This window comes from Pseudomonas sp. BN417 (assembly GCF_029871205.1).
Classification (GTDB): domain Bacteria; phylum Pseudomonadota; class Gammaproteobacteria; order Pseudomonadales; family Pseudomonadaceae; genus Metapseudomonas.
In genome coordinates, this window is the sequence record NZ_SSOJ01000144.1 from 1 (window position 1) to 16,667 (window position 16,667).

16 protein-coding genes are annotated in these 16,667 nt (G+C 67.0%); 5 read left to right on the forward strand and 11 right to left on the reverse strand.

The genetic code is table 11. The features are described 5' to 3' along the window. Positions 1-1,215, reverse strand: a 1,215-nt coding sequence (locus tag E8F11_RS21670; RefSeq protein WP_280290935.1) for an OprD family porin, incomplete at its 3' end; no start/stop codon positions are given. Between the two features lie 396 nt (positions 1,216-1,611). Between E8F11_RS21670 and tauA the strand changes: the two genes are divergently transcribed. The 4 genes from tauA (at position 1,612) to tauD (ending at position 5,208) form a co-directional block, all read left to right on the forward strand. Then, positions 1,612-2,589 (forward strand): taurine ABC transporter substrate-binding protein, encoded by a 978-nt coding sequence (gene tauA / locus E8F11_RS21675; RefSeq protein ID WP_280291024.1) that lies wholly within the window; start codon positions 1,612-1,614, stop codon positions 2,587-2,589. Positions 2,590-2,641: 52 nt separating this feature from the next. Continuing rightward, positions 2,642-3,424, forward strand: coding sequence for a taurine ABC transporter ATP-binding subunit (gene tauB / locus E8F11_RS21680; protein WP_280290936.1), 783 nt, complete (start codon positions 2,642-2,644; stop codon positions 3,422-3,424). Beyond that, positions 3,421-4,254 carry a taurine ABC transporter permease TauC gene (gene tauC / locus E8F11_RS21685; RefSeq protein ID WP_280290937.1) on the forward strand — a complete coding sequence of 278 codons (834 nt, stop codon included), beginning with the start codon at positions 3,421-3,423 and terminating at the stop codon, positions 4,252-4,254. Before tauB ends, tauC begins: the two co-directional genes overlap by 4 nt. Before the next feature lie 120 nt (positions 4,255-4,374). After that, positions 4,375-5,208 (forward strand): taurine dioxygenase, encoded by an 834-nt coding sequence (gene tauD, locus E8F11_RS21690; protein WP_280290938.1) that lies wholly within the window; start codon positions 4,375-4,377, stop codon positions 5,206-5,208. A gap of 113 nt (positions 5,209-5,321) precedes the next feature. Here tauD and E8F11_RS21695 read toward each other — a convergent pair whose 3' ends face one another. From E8F11_RS21695 to E8F11_RS21740, 10 genes are all read right to left on the reverse strand, one after another. Next, positions 5,322-5,618 (reverse strand): gamma-butyrobetaine hydroxylase-like domain-containing protein, encoded by a 297-nt coding sequence (locus E8F11_RS21695; RefSeq protein ID WP_280290939.1) that lies wholly within the window; start codon positions 5,616-5,618, stop codon positions 5,322-5,324. Continuing rightward, the gene (locus E8F11_RS21700; protein ID WP_280290940.1) at positions 5,618-6,583 is read right to left on the reverse strand and encodes a HEAT repeat domain-containing protein; all 966 of its coding nucleotides are present in this window, start codon (positions 6,581-6,583) and stop codon (positions 5,618-5,620) included. The genes E8F11_RS21695 and E8F11_RS21700 overlap by 1 nt, the downstream gene beginning before the upstream one ends. After that, positions 6,580-7,434: an ABC transporter ATP-binding protein gene (locus tag E8F11_RS21705; protein WP_280290941.1), complete on the reverse strand. Its 855-nt coding sequence runs from the start codon at positions 7,432-7,434 to the stop codon at positions 6,580-6,582. The genes E8F11_RS21700 and E8F11_RS21705 overlap by 4 nt, the downstream gene beginning before the upstream one ends. Next, positions 7,434-8,213, reverse strand: coding sequence for an ABC transporter permease (locus E8F11_RS21710; protein ID WP_280290942.1), 780 nt, complete (start codon positions 8,211-8,213; stop codon positions 7,434-7,436). The genes E8F11_RS21705 and E8F11_RS21710 overlap by 1 nt, the downstream gene beginning before the upstream one ends. Positions 8,214-8,305: 92 nt before the next feature. Continuing rightward, positions 8,306-9,712, reverse strand: coding sequence for an ABC transporter substrate-binding protein (locus E8F11_RS21715; protein WP_280290943.1), 1,407 nt, complete (start codon positions 9,710-9,712; stop codon positions 8,306-8,308). A 218-nt stretch (positions 9,713-9,930) separates the two neighbouring features. Then, a complete protein-coding gene (locus E8F11_RS21720) occupies positions 9,931-10,176 on the reverse strand; it encodes a ferredoxin family protein (protein ID WP_280290944.1) in 246 nt (81 codons plus the stop codon). A gap of 106 nt (positions 10,177-10,282) precedes the next feature. Next, a complete protein-coding gene (locus E8F11_RS21725) occupies positions 10,283-12,010 on the reverse strand; it encodes a fumarate reductase/succinate dehydrogenase flavoprotein subunit (RefSeq protein WP_280290945.1) in 1,728 nt (575 codons plus the stop codon). After that, positions 12,007-12,756 (reverse strand): GntR family transcriptional regulator, encoded by a 750-nt coding sequence (locus E8F11_RS21730; RefSeq protein WP_280290946.1) that lies wholly within the window; start codon positions 12,754-12,756, stop codon positions 12,007-12,009. The genes E8F11_RS21725 and E8F11_RS21730 overlap by 4 nt, the downstream gene beginning before the upstream one ends. Positions 12,757-13,011: 255 nt before the next feature. Next, positions 13,012-14,202 carry a PLP-dependent aspartate aminotransferase family protein gene (locus E8F11_RS21735; protein WP_280290947.1) on the reverse strand — a complete coding sequence of 397 codons (1,191 nt, stop codon included), beginning with the start codon at positions 14,200-14,202 and terminating at the stop codon, positions 13,012-13,014. A gap of 382 nt (positions 14,203-14,584) precedes the next feature. After that, on the reverse strand, positions 14,585-15,367 hold the full coding sequence (locus tag E8F11_RS21740) for a MetQ/NlpA family ABC transporter substrate-binding protein (protein ID WP_280290948.1): 783 nt from the start codon (positions 15,365-15,367) through the stop codon (positions 14,585-14,587). 285 nt (positions 15,368-15,652) lie between these two features. On the opposite strand from E8F11_RS21740, the gene E8F11_RS21745 reads away from it, so the two are divergent. Continuing rightward, positions 15,653-16,654, forward strand: coding sequence for a D-cysteine desulfhydrase (locus tag E8F11_RS21745; RefSeq protein WP_280290949.1), 1,002 nt, complete (start codon positions 15,653-15,655; stop codon positions 16,652-16,654). The last annotated feature ends 13 nt before the right edge of the window (positions 16,655-16,667 follow it).

Below are 16,667 nucleotides of genomic sequence, written 5' to 3' on the forward strand. Positions count from 1 at the left end.
CTGCAGCACGTAGTCGAGGCGCAAATCGCGCTCCCACTCGCCCTGGTCATCGCCCTGGGTCTCGATGTTGCTGCCCCTGAGGTAGGTCGCCTGGGCCTTCAGCCCCGGCACCCCGAGCTTGGCGAAGTCGTAGCCGTACTCGGCCACCCAGGTGCGCTCGCCCGCGCTGAGGAACTTGCCGATCTGGCGGTCGGTGATCAGGTAGGCGGTGGCGCCGTCGCCCTGGTTGAGGAAGGGGAAGGCGCTGTCGCCGGAGAGCTGCTGGTAGCCCAGGCTCGCCGCGTGGCCGGCCAGGCTGTAGGTGAACAAGGCGCTCCAGGTGCGGTTGTCGACTTCGCCGCGGTGCGGGTCGTTGGCCGCCCAGTTGCCGCTGCTGACAAAGCCTTCGCGACGCCCGGCGGCGCTGCCGTTCTGGCCGTCGGCGCTGTTGTGGAAGTAGCGCAGGTCGGACTTCAACGCGCCCACTGGCAGCGCCCAGGTGTGGGTCAGGCCGAGGAAGTGCTGCTGATAGAAGTCTTCCAGGTTGCCGTAGTAGTACTGCGCGAGCAGGGCGTCGCTGACCTTGTAGTCGCCGCCGGCGAAGTAGAACTTGTTGACGAACTGGCCGCTGCGGGCGTTGTTCGCACCGGCGATGGAGAGGCCGCGGGCGTCGCTGGAGTTACGCCCCTTGGCGTGTTCCAGCTGGCCGCCGACCAGGGTCAGCCCGGCGATCTCGTTGGCGGTGATCTGCCCGCCCTCGAAGGTCTGCGGCAGCAGGCGGCCATCGTTGTAGGTCACCACCGGCAGCTTCGGCAGCAGGGTGCCCAGGCGCGCCTCGGTCTTGGAGAAGCGCAGCTTGCCGGTCACCCCGAGGCTGCCGAAATCGTCCTTGGCGCGGCCGTCGTTGTCGGTGGGGAACACCGTACCGCCGTAGTTGGCGCTGGTCGGGTTGTAGTGGCGGCCCTTGCCGGAGTCCAGTTTGACGCCGAGCAGACCGAGGGCGTCGACGCCGACGCCGACCGTGCCCTCGGTGAAGCCCGAGGCGTAGTTGAACAGGAAGCCCTGGCCCCACTCCTCCTGTTTGGAGGGCGCGGCGGTGCCTTCGCGGTTGTCCGAGTTGATGTAGAAGTTGCGCAGGGCGAGGCTGGCCTTGCTGTCCTCGATGAAGCCGCCGGCGGCGGCCTGCTGGGCCAGGACACCCAGGGCGACGGCCAGGGTCAGGGTTGTTTTGTTCATGCTCGATGCTCCAATGCGGTCTTGTAAGGGTGTTGGGCGACCGGAGCAGGAGCAGGCGCGATGCGCCGCCGCGTGACCTTCGAAGCCACTGTCGTTTTCACAGGCTCCGGTACGAATGCGATGCGGCGGTCCGCTTTCGGCAGGCCGCCACTCTAGGCGGCGAATGTTAATTCGTAAAAAGAATTATTTTTCAGATTTAAAGATCAAAATGTAATAAGAATTTTCCCAAGGCTTGCTTCATGCCCTCTCTAAGCTAATTCCAACAAAGTATTTGAACGCAGTTTTTTAGATCATTAGATTTGCATCACCGGACCACCGGACACCCCAGAACGCAGCACCCGTCCCGTGGCCCGGCCTCCAAGACCGGCCCAAGCCCGTTGAGGAGTCCCTCCGATGATCCCGTCCCTGTTCCCCCGTCGCCTGCTGGCGGCCCTGACCTTCGGCGGCCTGGCCCTGAGCGCCCAGGCCGCGGACTTCACCGTCGCCTACCAGACCACCGTCGATCCGGCCAAGGTCGCCCAGGCCGATGGCGCCTACGAAAAAGCCAGCAAGTCCGAGATCGACTGGCGCAAGTTCGACAGCGGTGCCGAAGTCATCACCGCCGTCGCCTCCGGGGACGTACAGATTGGCTACGTGGGTTCCAGCCCGCTGGCCGCCGCCGCCACCCGCCAGCTGCCGATCCAGACCTTCCTCATCGCCACCCAGATCGGCGACGCAGAGGCCCTGGTGGCCCGCAACGGCGCCGGCATCGCCAAGCCCGAGGACCTGGTCGGCAAGAAGATCGCCGTACCCTTCGTTTCCACCGGCCACTACAGCCTGCTGGCGGCCCTCCAGCACTGGCAGATCGATCCCTCCAAGGTCACCATCCTCAACCTAGCGCCGCCGGCCATAGTCGCCGCCTGGCAGCGCGGCGACATCGATGCCACCTATGTCTGGGACCCGGCCCTGGGCGTGGCCAAGTCCTCCGGCAAGGTGCTGATCAGCTCCGCCGAACTGGGCAAGCTGGGCGCCCCCACCTTCGATGCCTGGATAGTGCGCAAGGACTTCGCCGACAAGCATCCGGACATCGTCCGCGCCTTCGCCAAGGTGACCCTCGATGCCTACGCCGACTACCGCAAGGACCCGCAAGCCTGGCTGGCCGACAAGGCCAACGTCGACAAGCTGGTGAAGCTGTCCGGCGCCAAGGCCGAGGACATCCCGCTGCTGCTGCAGGGCAACGTCTTCCCGCTGGCCGCCGACCAGGCCACCGCCCTCGGCGCGCCGACCACCCAGGCCATCAGCGAGACCGCACGCTTCCTCAAGGAGCAGGGCAAGGTCGAGGCCGTGCTCCCCGACTACGCCCCGTACGTCAGCTCGAAGTACGTCCAGAACTGACTCACCCCGCCTGCCCGGCGCTTCGGGCAGGCCCTTTCGAGACCCGCAGAAAATGGCCTTACTCCAACTGGAGCGCATCAGCGCACAGTACCCCGGCACGGCCGAGCCGGTACTGACCGACATCTCCCTCGACCTCGGCCCCGGCGAACTGCTGGTGGCCCTCGGCCCGTCCGGCAGCGGCAAGACCACCCTGCTCAACCTCATCGCCGGTTTCGTCGCGCCCAGCGCCGGACGCATCAGCCTCGACGGCGTACCTGTCAGCGGCCCGGGTGCAGAGCGCGGCGTGGTGTTCCAGGACGACGCCCTGCTGCCCTGGCAGGACGTGCTCGGCAACGTCGCCTTCGGCCTGGAATTGGCAGGCGTGCCCCGCGCCAAGCGCGAGGCCCGGTCCCGCGAGATGCTCGCGCTGGTCGACCTGGCGGGCTTCGACAGGAGGCGCATCTGGGAACTCTCCGGCGGGCAGAAGCAGCGCGTCGGCATCGCCCGCGCCCTCGCCGCCGACCCGCGCGTATTGCTGATGGACGAACCCTTCGGCGCACTCGACGCCTTCACCCGCGAGCAGATGCAGGAACTGCTGCTGCAGGTCTGGCGGCGCACGGCCAAGCCGGTGTTCCTGATCACCCACGACATCGAGGAAGCGGTCTTCCTCGCCACCGAACTCATCCTGCTGTCGCCCAACCCGGGCCGCATCAGCGAGCGCCTGCGCCTGGACTTCGGCCAGCGGTACGCCGCCGGCGAAAGCGCGCGGGTGATCAAGTCCGACCCGCGTTTCATCGAGACCCGCGAGCATGTCCTGGCCCGGGTCTTCGCCGAACGCCAGAGGAGAAGCGCATGAGCAGCCTCGAACTGCCCCTGGCCACCAAGGCCCCGGCCACCGTGACATCGCGCCCTGGCCGGCCGATAAGCACCCTCTCTATCAGCCTGCTGACCCTGGCCGCCCTGCTGTTCGCCTGGTGGGCGGTGACTGCCGCCGGGCTGATCGAACCGCTGTTCCTGCCCAGCCCCCAGGCCATCGCGCACAAGGGCTGGATACTGCTGACCCAGGGCTACATGGACGCCAGCCTCTGGCAGCACCTGGGAGCCAGCCTCGGGCGTATCGGGCTGGCCCTGCTGGCGGCCGTGCTCACGGCCATTCCGCTGGGCCTGGCCATCGGCCGCAACGGCACCGCCCGTGGCATCTTCGATCCACTGATCGAGTTCTACCGGCCCATACCACCGCTGGCCTACCTGCCGCTGATCGTCATCTGGTGCGGCATTGGCGAGTTGTCCAAGGTGCTGCTGATCTTCCTGGCGATCTTCGCCCCCATCGCCATCGCCACCGCCACCGGCGTGCGCAATGTCGACCCGGCGCGGCTGCGTGCAGCACAGTCCCTCGGGGCGACCCAGGCGCAGCTGATCCGCCATGTGGTCCTGCCCAGCGCGCTGCCGGACATCCTCACCGGCGTGCGCATCGGCCTCGGTGTCGGCTGGTCGACCCTGGTGGCGGCCGAACTGGTGGCCGCCACCCGCGGCCTGGGCTTCATGGTGCAATCGGCGGCGCAGTTCCTGGTCACCGATGTGGTGATCCTCGGCATCCTCGTCATCGCCCTGATCGCCTTCGCCCTCGAACTCGGCCTGCGCGCCCTGCAACGCAAGCTCGTGCCCTGGCATGGGCAGAGCCACTGACACCTTCTCGTTGGGCTTCGCTGCGCTCGCGGAACGCCGCCCGACCCAACCTACGGTGCTTCCGTAGGTTGTGGCTGAGCTAAGCGAAGCCCAACACATCCGGCCTCCGAGATTCCCGCCATGCCCCTGCAGATCACCCCTCTGTCCCCCGCCCTCGGCGCCCTGGTCGAAGGCCTCGACCTCAGCAAACCCCTCGACGCCACAGAACGTGGGGCGGTGGAAAGCGCACTGCTCGCCCACCAGGTGCTGTTCTTCCGCGAGCAGCCGCTGAACCCTCAGCAGCAGGCCGCCTTCGCCGCGCACTTCGGCGACCTGCATATCCACCCGATCTACCCGAACATCCCGGAACAGCCCGAGGTGCTGGTGCTGGACACCGCCGTCACCGATGTGCGCGACAACGCCCTCTGGCACACCGACGTGACCTTCCTGGAAACCCCGGCCCTCGGCGCGGTGCTCAGCGCCAAGCTGCTGCCGCCCCATGGCGGCGACACCCTATGGGCCAGCAGCAGCGCCGCCTACGACGCGCTGTCGAAACCCATCCAGAAACTGCTGGAAGGCCTGACAGCCACCCATGACCTGACCCGCTCCTTCCCCGAGGAACGCTTCAGCCTCACTGCAGAGGAGCGCGAGCGCCTGGAAGAGGCCAAGCGCAAACACCCGCCGCGCAGCCACCCGGTGGTGCGCACCCATCCGGTCACCGGACGCAAGGGGCTGTTCGTCAACGAAGGCTTCACCACCCGCATCAACGAGCTGTCGGCGGCGGAAAGCGACGCCCTGCTGCGCTTCCTGTTCGCCCATTCCACCCGCCCGGAATTCACCATTCGCTGGCGCTGGCAGGCCAACGACGTGGCCTTCTGGGACAACCGCATCACCCAGCACTTCGCGGTGGACGACTACCGGCCGCAGCGGCGGGTGATGCACCGGGCGACGATCCTGGGGGATCGGCCGTTCTGAAGGATTGCAGCTGGGAAATCTGCAGTGGCGGGTTCATTCGCACTGTCTCCCTCGTAGGGTGCGCCGTGCGCACCAGGAATCCCGCGCGGAGGTTCCGGTGCGCGCAGCGCACCCTACCGGGCTGATGCTACGCCGCCCAATTCCCGCAAATACCCCCAGGGATAGATCCCCCGCTCGTGCCCATCGCTGAACACCAACTGCACGCCATATCCCTGCAGCGCGATACGCTCCAGCCGCACACCCTCATTCACCAGCGCGATCGCCCCGCGCAACCGCGCCGCCTTGCATTGCGCACAGGGGCAGGCGCCGCGCAGTCGCACATGACTGAGGGAGAGGCTCGCGCCATCCGCCCACTCCAGGGTCAGGCACCCCTCGCCGAGGGAGTTGCGCAGGCTGCTGGGGGCGTCCATCAGGCCACCTCCTGCAACTGCGCCAGGGCGATGCGTACCGCCTTGCGCACTTCCGGATCGCCGTCGGCTTCCGCCGCGTGCAGGGCTGGCAGGGCAGCGCTGTCGCCGAGATCGCCCAGGGCCAGGGCGGCCTCCTTGCGCAGGTTGGCGATGTCATGGCCGAGCAGCGCCGCCAGCTCGGCGCCGGCCTCGCGGTAGCGCAGACGGCCGAGGGCGCGGGCCGCACGCAGGCGCACCTGCCAGTAGTCGTCGGCCAGGGCCTGCACCAGCGCCGCGCCCGCTTCTTCCAGGCCGATCTTGCCCAGGGTGGTGGCGGCTTCTTCGCGCACTTGCCAGGCGCTGTCCCCCAGGGCCGCGTACAGCGCCGGCAGCACGCCGGCATCGCTGGCCAGGCCCAGGGCGCCGGTGGCGGCCCGGCGCACCTCGGTGTCCGGGTCGTCACTGGCGAGTTGCGCCAGGGCGGGTAGCGCGGCGTCGTGCTTCAGCCAGCCGAGAATGCCCACCGCCTCGCGGCGCACCGTGGCTTCCGGGTCTTGCAGCGCCAACAGCGCTGGGGCCGCTGCCGCCTCCAGGCGCAACTCGCGCAGGGCGCGCAGGGCGCTGGCGCGAACGAAGGCGTCGGCATGTTCCACCCAGGGCAGGATCAGCACGCCAGCTTCCAGGCTCTTCAGTTCGCTGAGGCTCTGGGCGGCGGCCAGGCGCACGGGTTCGGCGCCATCGGCCAGGGCCGCGCAGAGCGCCTGTACCACGTCGGGCTCCTCCCAGGCTTCCAGCAGGCGTGCGGCCTCCGCGCGCACCTCGGCGGCATCGTCCGAGGCGAGCGCGGCGATGAGCCAGAGCAGGCCCTCGGGGTCTTCCAGGTCGGCCAGTTCGATCAGGGCGATGCGCCGCACGCCGGCGTCGTCATCGCCGAGGCGCGGCAGCAGGGCGAGGATATCGGGGTTGTCGGTTTCAGGTTCGATCATAGGGCGACTCGCAGTGGCGGATGGTCGGCAGGCAGGCCCAGGGGCGTCAGGCGCGGCAGTTCGCGGCCGTCCTCATGGCGCAGCAGCTCCAGGCAGTGGCGCTTGAGGTGGGTGAAGCCGGAACTGGTGAGCAGGCTGGCGCGGCGTGGGCGCGGGAAGTCGATGCGCAGGTCCTCGATGAAACGGCCGGGACGTGGGCTCATCACCAGGATGCGGTCGGCGAGGAACAGCGCCTCGTCGATGTCGTGGGTGACGAACAGCACGCTGGTGCGGATGCGCGTCCAGATATCCAGCAGCAGCTCCTGCATGCGCGAGCGGGTCTGCGCATCGAGGGCGCCGAAGGGTTCGTCCATCAGCAGCAGGCGCGGTCGGTTGATCAACACCCGGGCGATCTCGGCACGCTGCTGCATGCCGCCGGAGAGTTGGCTGGGCCAGCGCCCGGCGAAGTCCTGCAGGCCCACCAGGCGCAGGAACTCGGCGGCTTGGCGGCGGCGCTCGACCTTGCCGATGCCCTGCATCTTCAGGCCGAAGGCGACGTTGTCCAGCACGCTGCGCCAGGGCAGCAAGGTGTGATGCTGGAACACCATGCCGCGCTCGGGCGAAGGACCGACCACCGGCAGGCCATCGACCAGCAATGAGCCGCCACTGGGCTTGAGGTGGCCGGCCAGCGCGCCGAGCAGGGTGGACTTGCCGCAGCCGGAGGGGCCGAGGATGCAGACGAATTCGCCGGGCGCGATGCTGAAGTCCAGCCCCTGCACGGCCTCGAAGGCATCCCGGCCCTGGCCGAGGCGGATGGACAGGTGCCGGCCTTCGACACGGCCGGGTTCCACGGATTGCTCGAAGGCGCTCATCAGGCGTTCCTCCGCGTCCGGTACCAGGGCGTGGCCAGGCCACCCAGGCGTTTCACCAGGCCGCTGCTGGCCATGCCGAGCAAGCCGATCAGCAGCATGCCGACGACGATATCGGGGTAGTTCTGCACCACGTAGGACTCCCAGGTGTAGTAGCCGATACCGAATTGGCCGGAGATCATCTCGGCGGTGACCAGGCAGAACCAGGAGGTGCCCATGCCGATGGCCAGGCCGGTGACGATGCTCGGTGCCGCGCCGGGCAGGATCACCTCGCGCAGGATGGCCAGGCGCCCGGCACCCAGGCTGCGCGCCGAAGCGATCAGGCGCGGGTCGACGCCTTCGACGCCGTGCACGGTGTTGAGCAGGATGGGGAACAGCGCGCCGGTGAAGGTGATGAACACCATGGACAGTTCCGACGAGGGAAACATCAGGATGGCCAGGGGAATCCAGGCCACCGCCGGGATCGGCCGTAGCACTTCCAGCGGCGGCAGCAGGCTGTCCTCGGCCCATTTCGAGCGCCCGATGGCCAGCCCCAGCAGCACGCCCACCAGGGCCGCGGCGAGGTAGCCGGCGAACACCCGCGCCAGGCTGCTGGACAGGTGCGGCAGCAGCTTGCTGGAGTGCGCCAGTTGCCAGGCGGCGTCGAGCACCGCGCCGGGGGTCGGCACGTAGGTGAAGGCGAACAGGCCCAGGTCCAGGCGCGTGGTGGCGGCCAGTTGCCAGAACAGCAGGCAGGCGGCCAGCGAGGCGAGGCGCAGGGGCCAGCGGTAGAAAGAGGTCATGACATAGGTCCTCGGTGGACCGTAGGGTGCGCCGTGCGCACCGGGCAGCCCGCAGCGGGGTTCCGGTGCGCGCAGCGCACCCTACGACAGCGTCAGCGCTGGGCCACCAGCTTCTGGTTGGCACTGACGAAGTCCAGCGCGGTGCCGCCATGCTGCTGGGCGTATTGCTCGGCCTGGGCCTTGAGCAGGAAGGCGGAAAGCTCGCCCTTGTCGCCCCGCACATACCAGGCCTGGTTGGCCAGCAGCTTGATGCCGCTGTCGGCCGCCTGGGCGTAGATGGCGCGGATGTCCTTGCCCTCCTGTTCCAGCTGGGCCAGGGCGGTCAGCGCCGCTTCGGGGGAGGCGTAATGACGGACCTTGTCCTCGCCGCGCACCCAGATCTGCGCCAGGCGCTTGAAGTCGCTGATGGGTTTGCCGGTCAGTGCATCAACGGCTTTCAGCGGCAGTTGCGCGTAGTTTTTCAGGGCCTTGTCGTAGTCCTGCCCGGCCTGTTTGAAGGCGGCGCGGATGTACTGGTCGTCGATGAACTGGTCGGTGTCCAGGCCTCGATCGGTCTTCTTCAAGAGCTTGAGGGTGTCGATGGAGGTGGCCACCGCCTTGCGGTACTCCGGCTTCCAGGTCAGGTCGCGGGTCTGCAGGCCGAGGGGGCCATGGAACAGGTAGTTCACCTCGGCCTCGATGCCGGTGACCTTCTCGATCAGCTCGCTGTACTTCTCCGGGGACTCGGCGAACAGGCGATCGGCCTCCAGGCCGGCGCGCAGGTAGGCGGTGACGATCTCCGGGTACTTCTTCGCGTAGTCCGCATCCACCAGGGCGCCGTGGAAGGTCGGCGCGTTGGCCTGGGAGCCGTCGTAGATCTTCCGCGCGAAGCCCCGGTTGGGGAACAGCTCGGCGAAGGGTACGAAGTCGGCGTGGGCCTCGATGCGGTTGCTGCGCAGGGCGGAGCCGGCGATCTCCGGCGGTTGGGCGATGATGCGCACGTCCTTCTCGGGGTCCCAGCCCTGGGCGGCGACGGCGCGCAGCAGCATGCCGTGGGCGGTGGAGGCGAAAGGCACGGAGATGGTCTTGCCCTTGAGTTCGGCCAGTGACTGCACGCTGGACGACGCCGGCACCACGATGCCGTTGCCGCTGCCCCGGGTGCTGCCGGACAGCACGCTGATGAACAGGCTGCGCTTGCCGGCATCCAGGTGGGCGACGCCGTTGAAGGAGCCGGGGAAGTCGGCCATGGCGCCGAAGTCCAGCTTGCCGGCGACCATCTCGTTGGTCAGCGGCGCGCCGCTGGTGAAGTTCTTCCATTCGATCTGGTAGTCGGCGTCCTGGTACTTGCCGTCGTGCGGCAGGTACTTGTCCAGCAGGCCCAGCTCGCGGATGAGCAGGCCGCCGGTGGCGCAGTTGATGGTGGTGTCCTGGGTGCCGATGGCGATGCGGATGGTCTCGGCCGAAGCGGACGCGGCAGAAACGGCCAGCGCGAGGCCGGCGATGGTTGCACGAAGACGCATGGGTTTTTCCCCTCGAATCATGAGTGTTGGAATCGTCTCCGCCACAGGGCTGGGTGGTGGGAAACGAGGGGCTTTCGGGTAGAGCGTCCGGTGGCATGCCGGATGGCTTTCGTTCACGGAAATTGATGGGTATCGCTCCGCTCGCGGAACGCCGCCCGACCCATCCTACGAAGCCCCCGTAGGGTGGGTGGAGCGGAGCGATACCCACGCGGAGCGGTTCAGCGCAGGAGGTAGGGGATCTCCACCTTCACCGCGCCGGTCGGGCAATCCTTCTCGCAGGGCATGCAGTACCAGCATTCGTCGAAGGCCATGTAGGCCTTCTGGGTGGCCGGGTTGATGGCCAGCAGGTCCATGGGGCAGACCTCGACGCATACGGTGCAGCCCTTGTGGGCAATGCACTTGTCTTCGTCGATGGTCACCGGCGCGCTGCTGCGGAAGAAGATTTCCTGGGGTTGATGGGCCATTTCACGGGTCCTTGGAGCCTGGGGCTCTCGTTATGGGGCTGGCGAGGAGCGCGTTGCGCTCCATGTTGGGTTTCGCTCCGCTCTACCCAACCTACGGGGTCCCCGTTCACGCGGCGACTTCGGTCTTCACGCGCAAGCGGTCGTAGGCCTGCTGCTCCCCGGCATCCAGCGGGATCAGGTAGGGCTCCACCGGCTTCTTGAAGCTGGTCATGCGGCCGTCCTCGCCCTTCTTCAGGTGGCAGTGGCAAAACCACTCGGCGTCGTTGCGCTCGGGGTGATCGACGCGGTGGTGGTACAGGCCCCAGCGGCTCTCGGCGCGGAACAGCGAGGCGCGTGCGGCCATCTCGGCGCAGTCGCGGATCACCGCCACTTCCATGGCGCGCATCAGTTCGTGGGGATTGCTCGCCTTCATCTGCGCCAGGTCCCGTTCGATCTCGGCGAAGCGGGCGAGGCCGATCTCCATCTTCTTCGTCACCTTGGGCGGCTGCAGGTAGTCGTTGACCATGCGCCGCAGCTTGTACTCCACCTGTGCCGGCGGCAGGCCGTGCTCGCGTTCGAGGGGTGCGAAGACCCGCGCGCGCTCACGTTCCACCTGGGCCTGGTCGATCTCGGCGAAATCACGACCGGCGATGTAGTCTGCCGCATTGATCCCGGCGAACCAGCCGTAGGTGAAGGCGCCAAGCATGTAGTTGTGCGGCACGGCGGCCATGTCACCGGCGGCATAGAGGCCCTTCACGCTGGTTTCCGCCTTCTCGTTGACCCACACGCCCGAAGCCGAGTGGCCGGAGCAGAAGCCGATCTCGGAGATGTGCATCTCCACCATCTGCGTGCGGTAATCGGTGCCACGGTTGGCGTGGAACTGGCCGCGACTGGGGCGCTCGTTGCTGTGCAGGATCTCCTCGATGGTCTGAATGGTTTCCTCGGCCAGGTGATCCAGTTTGAGGAATACCGGGCCGTTGCCGCCCTCCAGCTCCTGGTGGAACTCCCACATCATCTGCCCGCTCCAGTAGTCGCACTCGATGAAGCGCTCGCCCTTGCTGTTGGCGGTGTAGCCGCCCAAGGGGCCGGTGACGTAGGCGCAGGCCGGGCCGTTGTAGTCCTTGATCAGCGGGTTGATCTGGAAGCACTCCAGATTCGCCAGCTCCGCGCCGGCGTGGTAGGCCATGGCATAGCCGTCGCCGGCGTTGGTGGGGTTCTCGTAGGTGCCCATCAAATAGCCGGAGGACGGCAGGCCGAGGCGGCCGGCGGCACCGCAGGCGAGGATCACCGCCTTGGCGCGGATAACCCGGAACTCGCCGCTGCGGCAGTCGAAACCCATCACCCCCGAGGCGGCGCCTTCGCTGTCCAGCAGCAGGCGGGTGCAGACCATGCGGTTGCTGATCTCCACCCTCGCGCGCTTGAGCTGGCGGTAGAGCACCTTCTTGATGTCGTGGCCTTCGGGCATGGGGAGCACGTAGGCGCCCATGTGGTGGACCTTCTTCACCGCGTAGTCGCCGGTCTCGTCCTTCTCGAACTTCACGCCCCAGCGGTCCAGCTGCTCGATCGTCTCGAAGCTGTGGGTGGCGTAGGCGTACACGGCGGCCTGGTTGACGATGCCGTCGTTGGCCACGGTGATTTCCTTGGTGTACTGCTCGGGCGTGGCGTGGCCGGGAATGATGGCGTTGTTCAGCCCATCCATGCCCATGCTGATGGCGCCGCTACGCTTGACGTTGGCCTTGTCCAGCACCAGCACGCGCAGCTCGCGGTTCTTCTCCTTGGCCTTGATCGCGGCCATGGGCCCGGCGGTGCCGCCGCCGATGACGACGATGTCGTAGTCCTGCTCGCGAGTGCTCATGCCTGGGGCCCCTTCTGGCGGTCGATGCGCAGGCGGTACTGGAAGGCATCGCCGCGGTAGTAGAGGTGTTCGAAATCCAGTGGCGTGCCGTCGGCGGCGTGGGTCAGGCGCTCGATGCGCATGATCGGCGCGCCCTCCTCCACCTCCAGCGCCTGGGTCAGGTCGCCGTCGGCGAGCACGGCGTCGATGGCGAGGTCGGCGTGGCCGAGCGGAATGCCGCAGTCGTTCTCGAGGATGAGGAAGATGTCGCGGGTGGCGAGGTCGGCCTTCTCCAGCTTCTCGCCCACCGCCTTCGGCAACCAGGTGATTTCCAGGGACACCGGCTCGCGGTTGATCAGGCGCACGCGGCGGATTTCGGTCACCGGGCTGCCTTCCTCCAGCTGCAGGCGCGCCGCCACCAGGGCGCTGGCCGGTACATGGCGGAAACTGCGCAGACGGTTGAGCACTTCGTAGCCCATCTGCGTCATGGACTCGGCCAGGCCCTGCAGAGTGGTGACGTTCTGAAATGCCTTGGGCTTGGCGACGAAGGTGCCCTTGCCGTGGATCTTGAAGATCAGCCCTTCCTTCTGCAGGTCACCCAGCGCCTGACGCACGGTGATGCGGCTGACATCGAAGGCCTTGCCCAGCTCGCTTTCCGAGGGCATGCGGCTGTGGGGCGGGTAGGTGCCGTCGAGGATGCGCCCGCGCAGCAGCTCCTTGAGCTGGCTGTAGAGCGGCACTGGGGAGAGGGGAAGCAGTTCGACCATGTGGTTCTTCTCGTGATCCGTGACTTGTCATAACAAGTTGTGACTAGAGATTAGCGAATATAAGAACTGCGCTGTAAATACTTTTATTGAATAAGGTTAGAAGGGGTGGGGGCTGCCGCGAAACAGCCTTTCTGTGGGGGCGAATTCATTCGCGAAGGACCGCGCAGCGGTCCCCTGGGATTTCAAACGGCAGGCCTGCGGCCTGCATCGCGAATGAATTCGCCCCCACAAGTTTCGGCCTGGAAAGACCGGTGCTCAAACCCGATCCAGCGCCTGCACGAAGTCCGCGACTATGTCCTCGGCCTCCTCGATGCCCACCGACACCCGGATGGTGCCGTCATGGATATCCAGTTCGCTCAGGGCCTCGGCGGAGAGGGCGCGGTGGGAGGTCTTGCCGGGGTGGGTGATGCTGCTGGCAACGCCCGCCAGCGACGGCGCGAAGGCGGTGTTGCCCAGGGCGCGGATCAGCCTGTCCACCTCGGCCAGGCCGCCGTGCAGGGTGAAGCTGAGCATGCCCGAGGCGCCCTTGGCGAATAGTCGCTTAGCGAGCGCGTGGTCCGGATGCGAGGGCAGGCCGGGGTAGTGCACCCGCGCCACCTTGGGGTGGGCTTCCAAGGCTTCGGCGAGCGCCTGGGCGTTGGCCGAGTGGGCCTTCATGCGCAGGGCCAGGGTCTTGGCGCCGCGGAAGGTCAGCCAGGCCTCGAAGGGGCTGGCGCTGCCGCCGGCGTTGATCTGGAAGCGCCGCGCCTGGGCGATCCACTCTGCATCGCCGACCAGGATGCCGCCGGTGGCATCGCTGTGGCCGTTGAGGTACTTGGTGGTGCTGTGCAGCACCAGGTCGGCGCCATCGGCCAGAGGGTTGTAGAGCGCCGGCGAGAGGAAGGTGTTGTCCACCAGCAGCTTGAGGCCGCGCGCCTTGGCGAGCCGCGCCAGGGCGGGGATGTCGCTGACCCGCACCAGCGGGTTGGAGGCGGTCTCGGTGTAGATGATCTTGGTGGCCGGGGTGATGGCCGCCTCCACCGCCGCCTGGTCATTGATCTCCACCAGGGTGGCGCTGATGCCGAAGCGCGCCAGTTCCTTCTCGATCAAGCTCTGGGTGGTGCCGTACAGCTCGCGGCTGGCGATCAGGTGGTCGCCGGCATTCAGCCGCCCGAGCAGCGCCGCGCTCACCGAGGCCATGCCGGAGGCCGAGAACAACGCCGCCTCGCCGCCTTCCAGGTCGCGCACCAGGGCCTCCATCGCCGCGTGGTTGGGGTTGCCGATGCGGGTGTACATGTAGTTGTCGGGGTTGCCGGCGAGGAAGTCGTCCACCTGCTCCAGGGAGTCGTAGACGAACACCGAGGATTCGTAGATGGGCAGGCTCTTGGGCCGGGTGACCATGTTGCGGTCGACCTCGTTGCCGCTGTGCACGGAACGGGTGGAAATGCCGGGTCTGGATTCGGGCATGGTGGGCTCCGGGAAGGCGGGTGGGCACTTGCACCTGTGGGGGCGAATTCATTCGCTGAGCAGGCCGAAGGGCTGCCTTGCCCGGTTGGGGGACCGCTGCGCGGTCCATAGCGAATGAATTCGCCCCTACAAGGTTCCGCACGCGGCGAGTGCCACAAAAAAAGAACGCCGACGATAGTACAGACTCGTCGGCGTGAGGAGGGGCGGGTCATGCTCCCGCCACCGTGGCTAGCAGTGCAGACCACTGAAAGGCTACTGCGCTAGGTCATGCGTCGTTGAAATCAGCCTCAAGATGCTCATTTACAACTCGTAAACTCCGCTCTTTCGGCTGATTTCGCCTAGCCTGCCCGTCGCTCGCGACGCCTTTAAGCGGCCTGCATGATCAGAAGGCCGGGACTACCGCGCCGGAGTACTTCTGCTCGATGAAGGTCTTCACTTCCTGGCTGGTCAGCGCGGCGGAGAGTTTCTTGATGGCGTCGCTGTCCTTGTTGTCCGGACGGGCCACCAGGTAGTTCACATAGGGCGAGGTGCGGTCTTCCAGCACCAGGGCGTCCTTGGACGGGTTCAGCTTGGCTTCCAGCGCGTAGTTGGTGTTGATCAGGGCCAGGTCGACCTGGTCCAGCACGCGCGGCAGCAGGGCTGCTTCCAGTTCCTTGAACTTGAAGTGGTGCGGGTTCTCGGCGATGTCCTTGGGGGTGGCCAGGGCGTTCTTCGGATCCTTCAGCTTCAGCAGCCCGGCCTTCTGCAACAGGATCAGGGCGCGGCCGCTGTTGCTGCCTTCGTTGGGGATGGCGATGGTGGCGCCGTCCGGCAGCTCCTTGAGCGACTTGTACTTGCTGGAATAGCCGCCAAATGGCTCGACATGCACGCCCTGGACTATCACCAGGTGGGTGCCCTTGCCGCTGTTGAAGTTGTCCAGGTAGGGCTTGGTCTGGAAGTAGTTGGCGTCCAGGCGCTTCTGGTCCACCTGCACGTTGGGCTGCACGTAGTCGGTGAAGACCTTCACTTCGAGGTCCACTCCTTCCTTGGCCAGCTGGGGTTTGATCAGCTCGAGGATTTCCGCGTGGGGTACCGGGGTGGCGGCGACGATGAGCTTCTCGCCGGCCTGGGCGAAGGTGGCGGACAGGGCAGCGGCCAGGGCGGTCAACAGCAGGGTCTTCTTCATGATGGTCCTTTTCGATTCTGCGGCTCCGGCTGGATCTTCAGCCGCGAGCGGGTGTCGGGAGCCCCGGTCTGGGTATGCCGGGTTGGGAGCGACACTACGGTGATTTTTTATAACCACAAAATACCGTTTTATTATTCTTATATTCCATTTCTCGCATTGAGCCCTCGCCCGTGATAGCGCTCACATTCTGACTGCACGGTACTTTCATGTCGCCTCTGAGAATTGCCTGCAAGGCCCCGGCTCACTAGAGTGGCAGGCTTCGCAACTGCCCGCCGAGCCGCCACCATGCTCAACGCCGCCCTCGCCCGTTTTCCCCGTCTGGAACTGGTCCCCTCGCCCACGCCGCTGGAAAAGCTGGAGCGGCTGTCGCAGAAGCTCGGTCGCGCCGTCTTTGTGAAACGCGACGACATCACCCCCTTCGCCCTCGGCGGCAACAAGGTGCGCAAGCTGGAATTCCTCGCCGCCGATGCCCTGGCCCAGGGTGCCGATACCCTGGTCACCGCCGGCGCCATCCAGTCCAACCATGTGCGCCAGACGGCAGCCCTCGCGGCGCGCCTTGGCCTGTCTTGCGTAGCCCTGCTGGAGAACCCCATCGGCACCGCCGACAGCAACTACCTGAGCAACGGCAACCGCCTGCTGCTGGACCTGTTCGGCGCCGAGGTGGAGCTGGTGGCCAACCTGGACAACGCCGACGAGCTGCTGGCCGCCACCGGCGAACGCCTGCGCGCCGCCGGCAAACGCCCTTACCTGGTGCCCATCGGCGGCTCCAATGCCCTCGGCGCACTGGGCTATGTGCGTGCGGGACTGGAACTGGCCGAGCAGATCAAGGCCAGCGGCGAGACCTTCTCCGCCGTGGTCCTGGCATCCGGCAGCGCAGGTACCCACGCGGGCCTGGCGCTGGCCCTGGAACATGCACTGCCCGGCACCCGGGTGGTCGGCGTGACCGTCTCGCGCCCGGACGCCACCCAGCGGCCCAAGGTGGAAGGCCTGCTGCAACGCACCGCCGACCTCCTCGGCGTTGCCCTGCCCGCCGGGCTCAAGGTGGAGCTCTGGGACCAGTACTTCGCCCCGCGCTACGGCGAGCCGAATGCCGGCACCCTGGAGGCCGTGCGCCTGCTGGCCAGCCATGAAGGCCTGCTGCTGGACCCGGTGTACACCGGCAAGGCCTTCGCCGGCCTGCTCGATGGCATCGCCACAGGTGCCTTCGCCGGCAACGGCCCGGTGCTCTTCCTGCACACCGGTGGCTCACCGGCGCTCTTCGCCTATCATCCAGCGGGTATCGCGTGAAGAACTCTTATTC

Excerpts from the sequence above, each read along its gene's own strand:
- E8F11_RS21730 (WP_280290946.1), bottom strand. The coding sequence starts at position 12,756 with ATGGTCGAACTGCTTCCCCTCTCCCCAGTGCCGCTCTACAGCCAGCTC.
- E8F11_RS21700 (WP_280290940.1), bottom strand. The coding sequence starts at position 6,583 with ATGATCGAACCTGAAACCGACAACCCCGATATCCTCGCCCTGCTGCCG.
- tauC (WP_280290937.1), top strand. The coding sequence starts at position 3,421 with ATGAGCAGCCTCGAACTGCCCCTGGCCACCAAGGCCCCGGCCACCGTG.
- E8F11_RS21705 (WP_280290941.1), bottom strand. The coding sequence starts at position 7,434 with ATGAGCGCCTTCGAGCAATCCGTGGAACCCGGCCGTGTCGAAGGCCGG.
- tauB (WP_280290936.1), top strand. The coding sequence starts at position 2,642 with ATGGCCTTACTCCAACTGGAGCGCATCAGCGCACAGTACCCCGGCACG.
- E8F11_RS21745 (WP_280290949.1), top strand. The coding sequence starts at position 15,653 with ATGCTCAACGCCGCCCTCGCCCGTTTTCCCCGTCTGGAACTGGTCCCC.
- E8F11_RS21710 (WP_280290942.1), bottom strand. The coding sequence starts at position 8,213 with ATGACCTCTTTCTACCGCTGGCCCCTGCGCCTCGCCTCGCTGGCCGCC.
- E8F11_RS21725 (WP_280290945.1), bottom strand. The coding sequence starts at position 12,010 with ATGAGCACTCGCGAGCAGGACTACGACATCGTCGTCATCGGCGGCGGC.
- E8F11_RS21720 (WP_280290944.1), bottom strand. The coding sequence starts at position 10,176 with ATGGCCCATCAACCCCAGGAAATCTTCTTCCGCAGCAGCGCGCCGGTG.
- E8F11_RS21740 (WP_280290948.1), bottom strand. The coding sequence starts at position 15,367 with ATGAAGAAGACCCTGCTGTTGACCGCCCTGGCCGCTGCCCTGTCCGCC.
- E8F11_RS21695 (WP_280290939.1), bottom strand. The coding sequence starts at position 5,618 with ATGGACGCCCCCAGCAGCCTGCGCAACTCCCTCGGCGAGGGGTGCCTG.
- E8F11_RS21715 (WP_280290943.1), bottom strand. The coding sequence starts at position 9,712 with ATGCGTCTTCGTGCAACCATCGCCGGCCTCGCGCTGGCCGTTTCTGCC.
- E8F11_RS21735 (WP_280290947.1), bottom strand. The coding sequence starts at position 14,202 with ATGCCCGAATCCAGACCCGGCATTTCCACCCGTTCCGTGCACAGCGGC.
- tauD (WP_280290938.1), top strand. The coding sequence starts at position 4,375 with ATGCCCCTGCAGATCACCCCTCTGTCCCCCGCCCTCGGCGCCCTGGTC.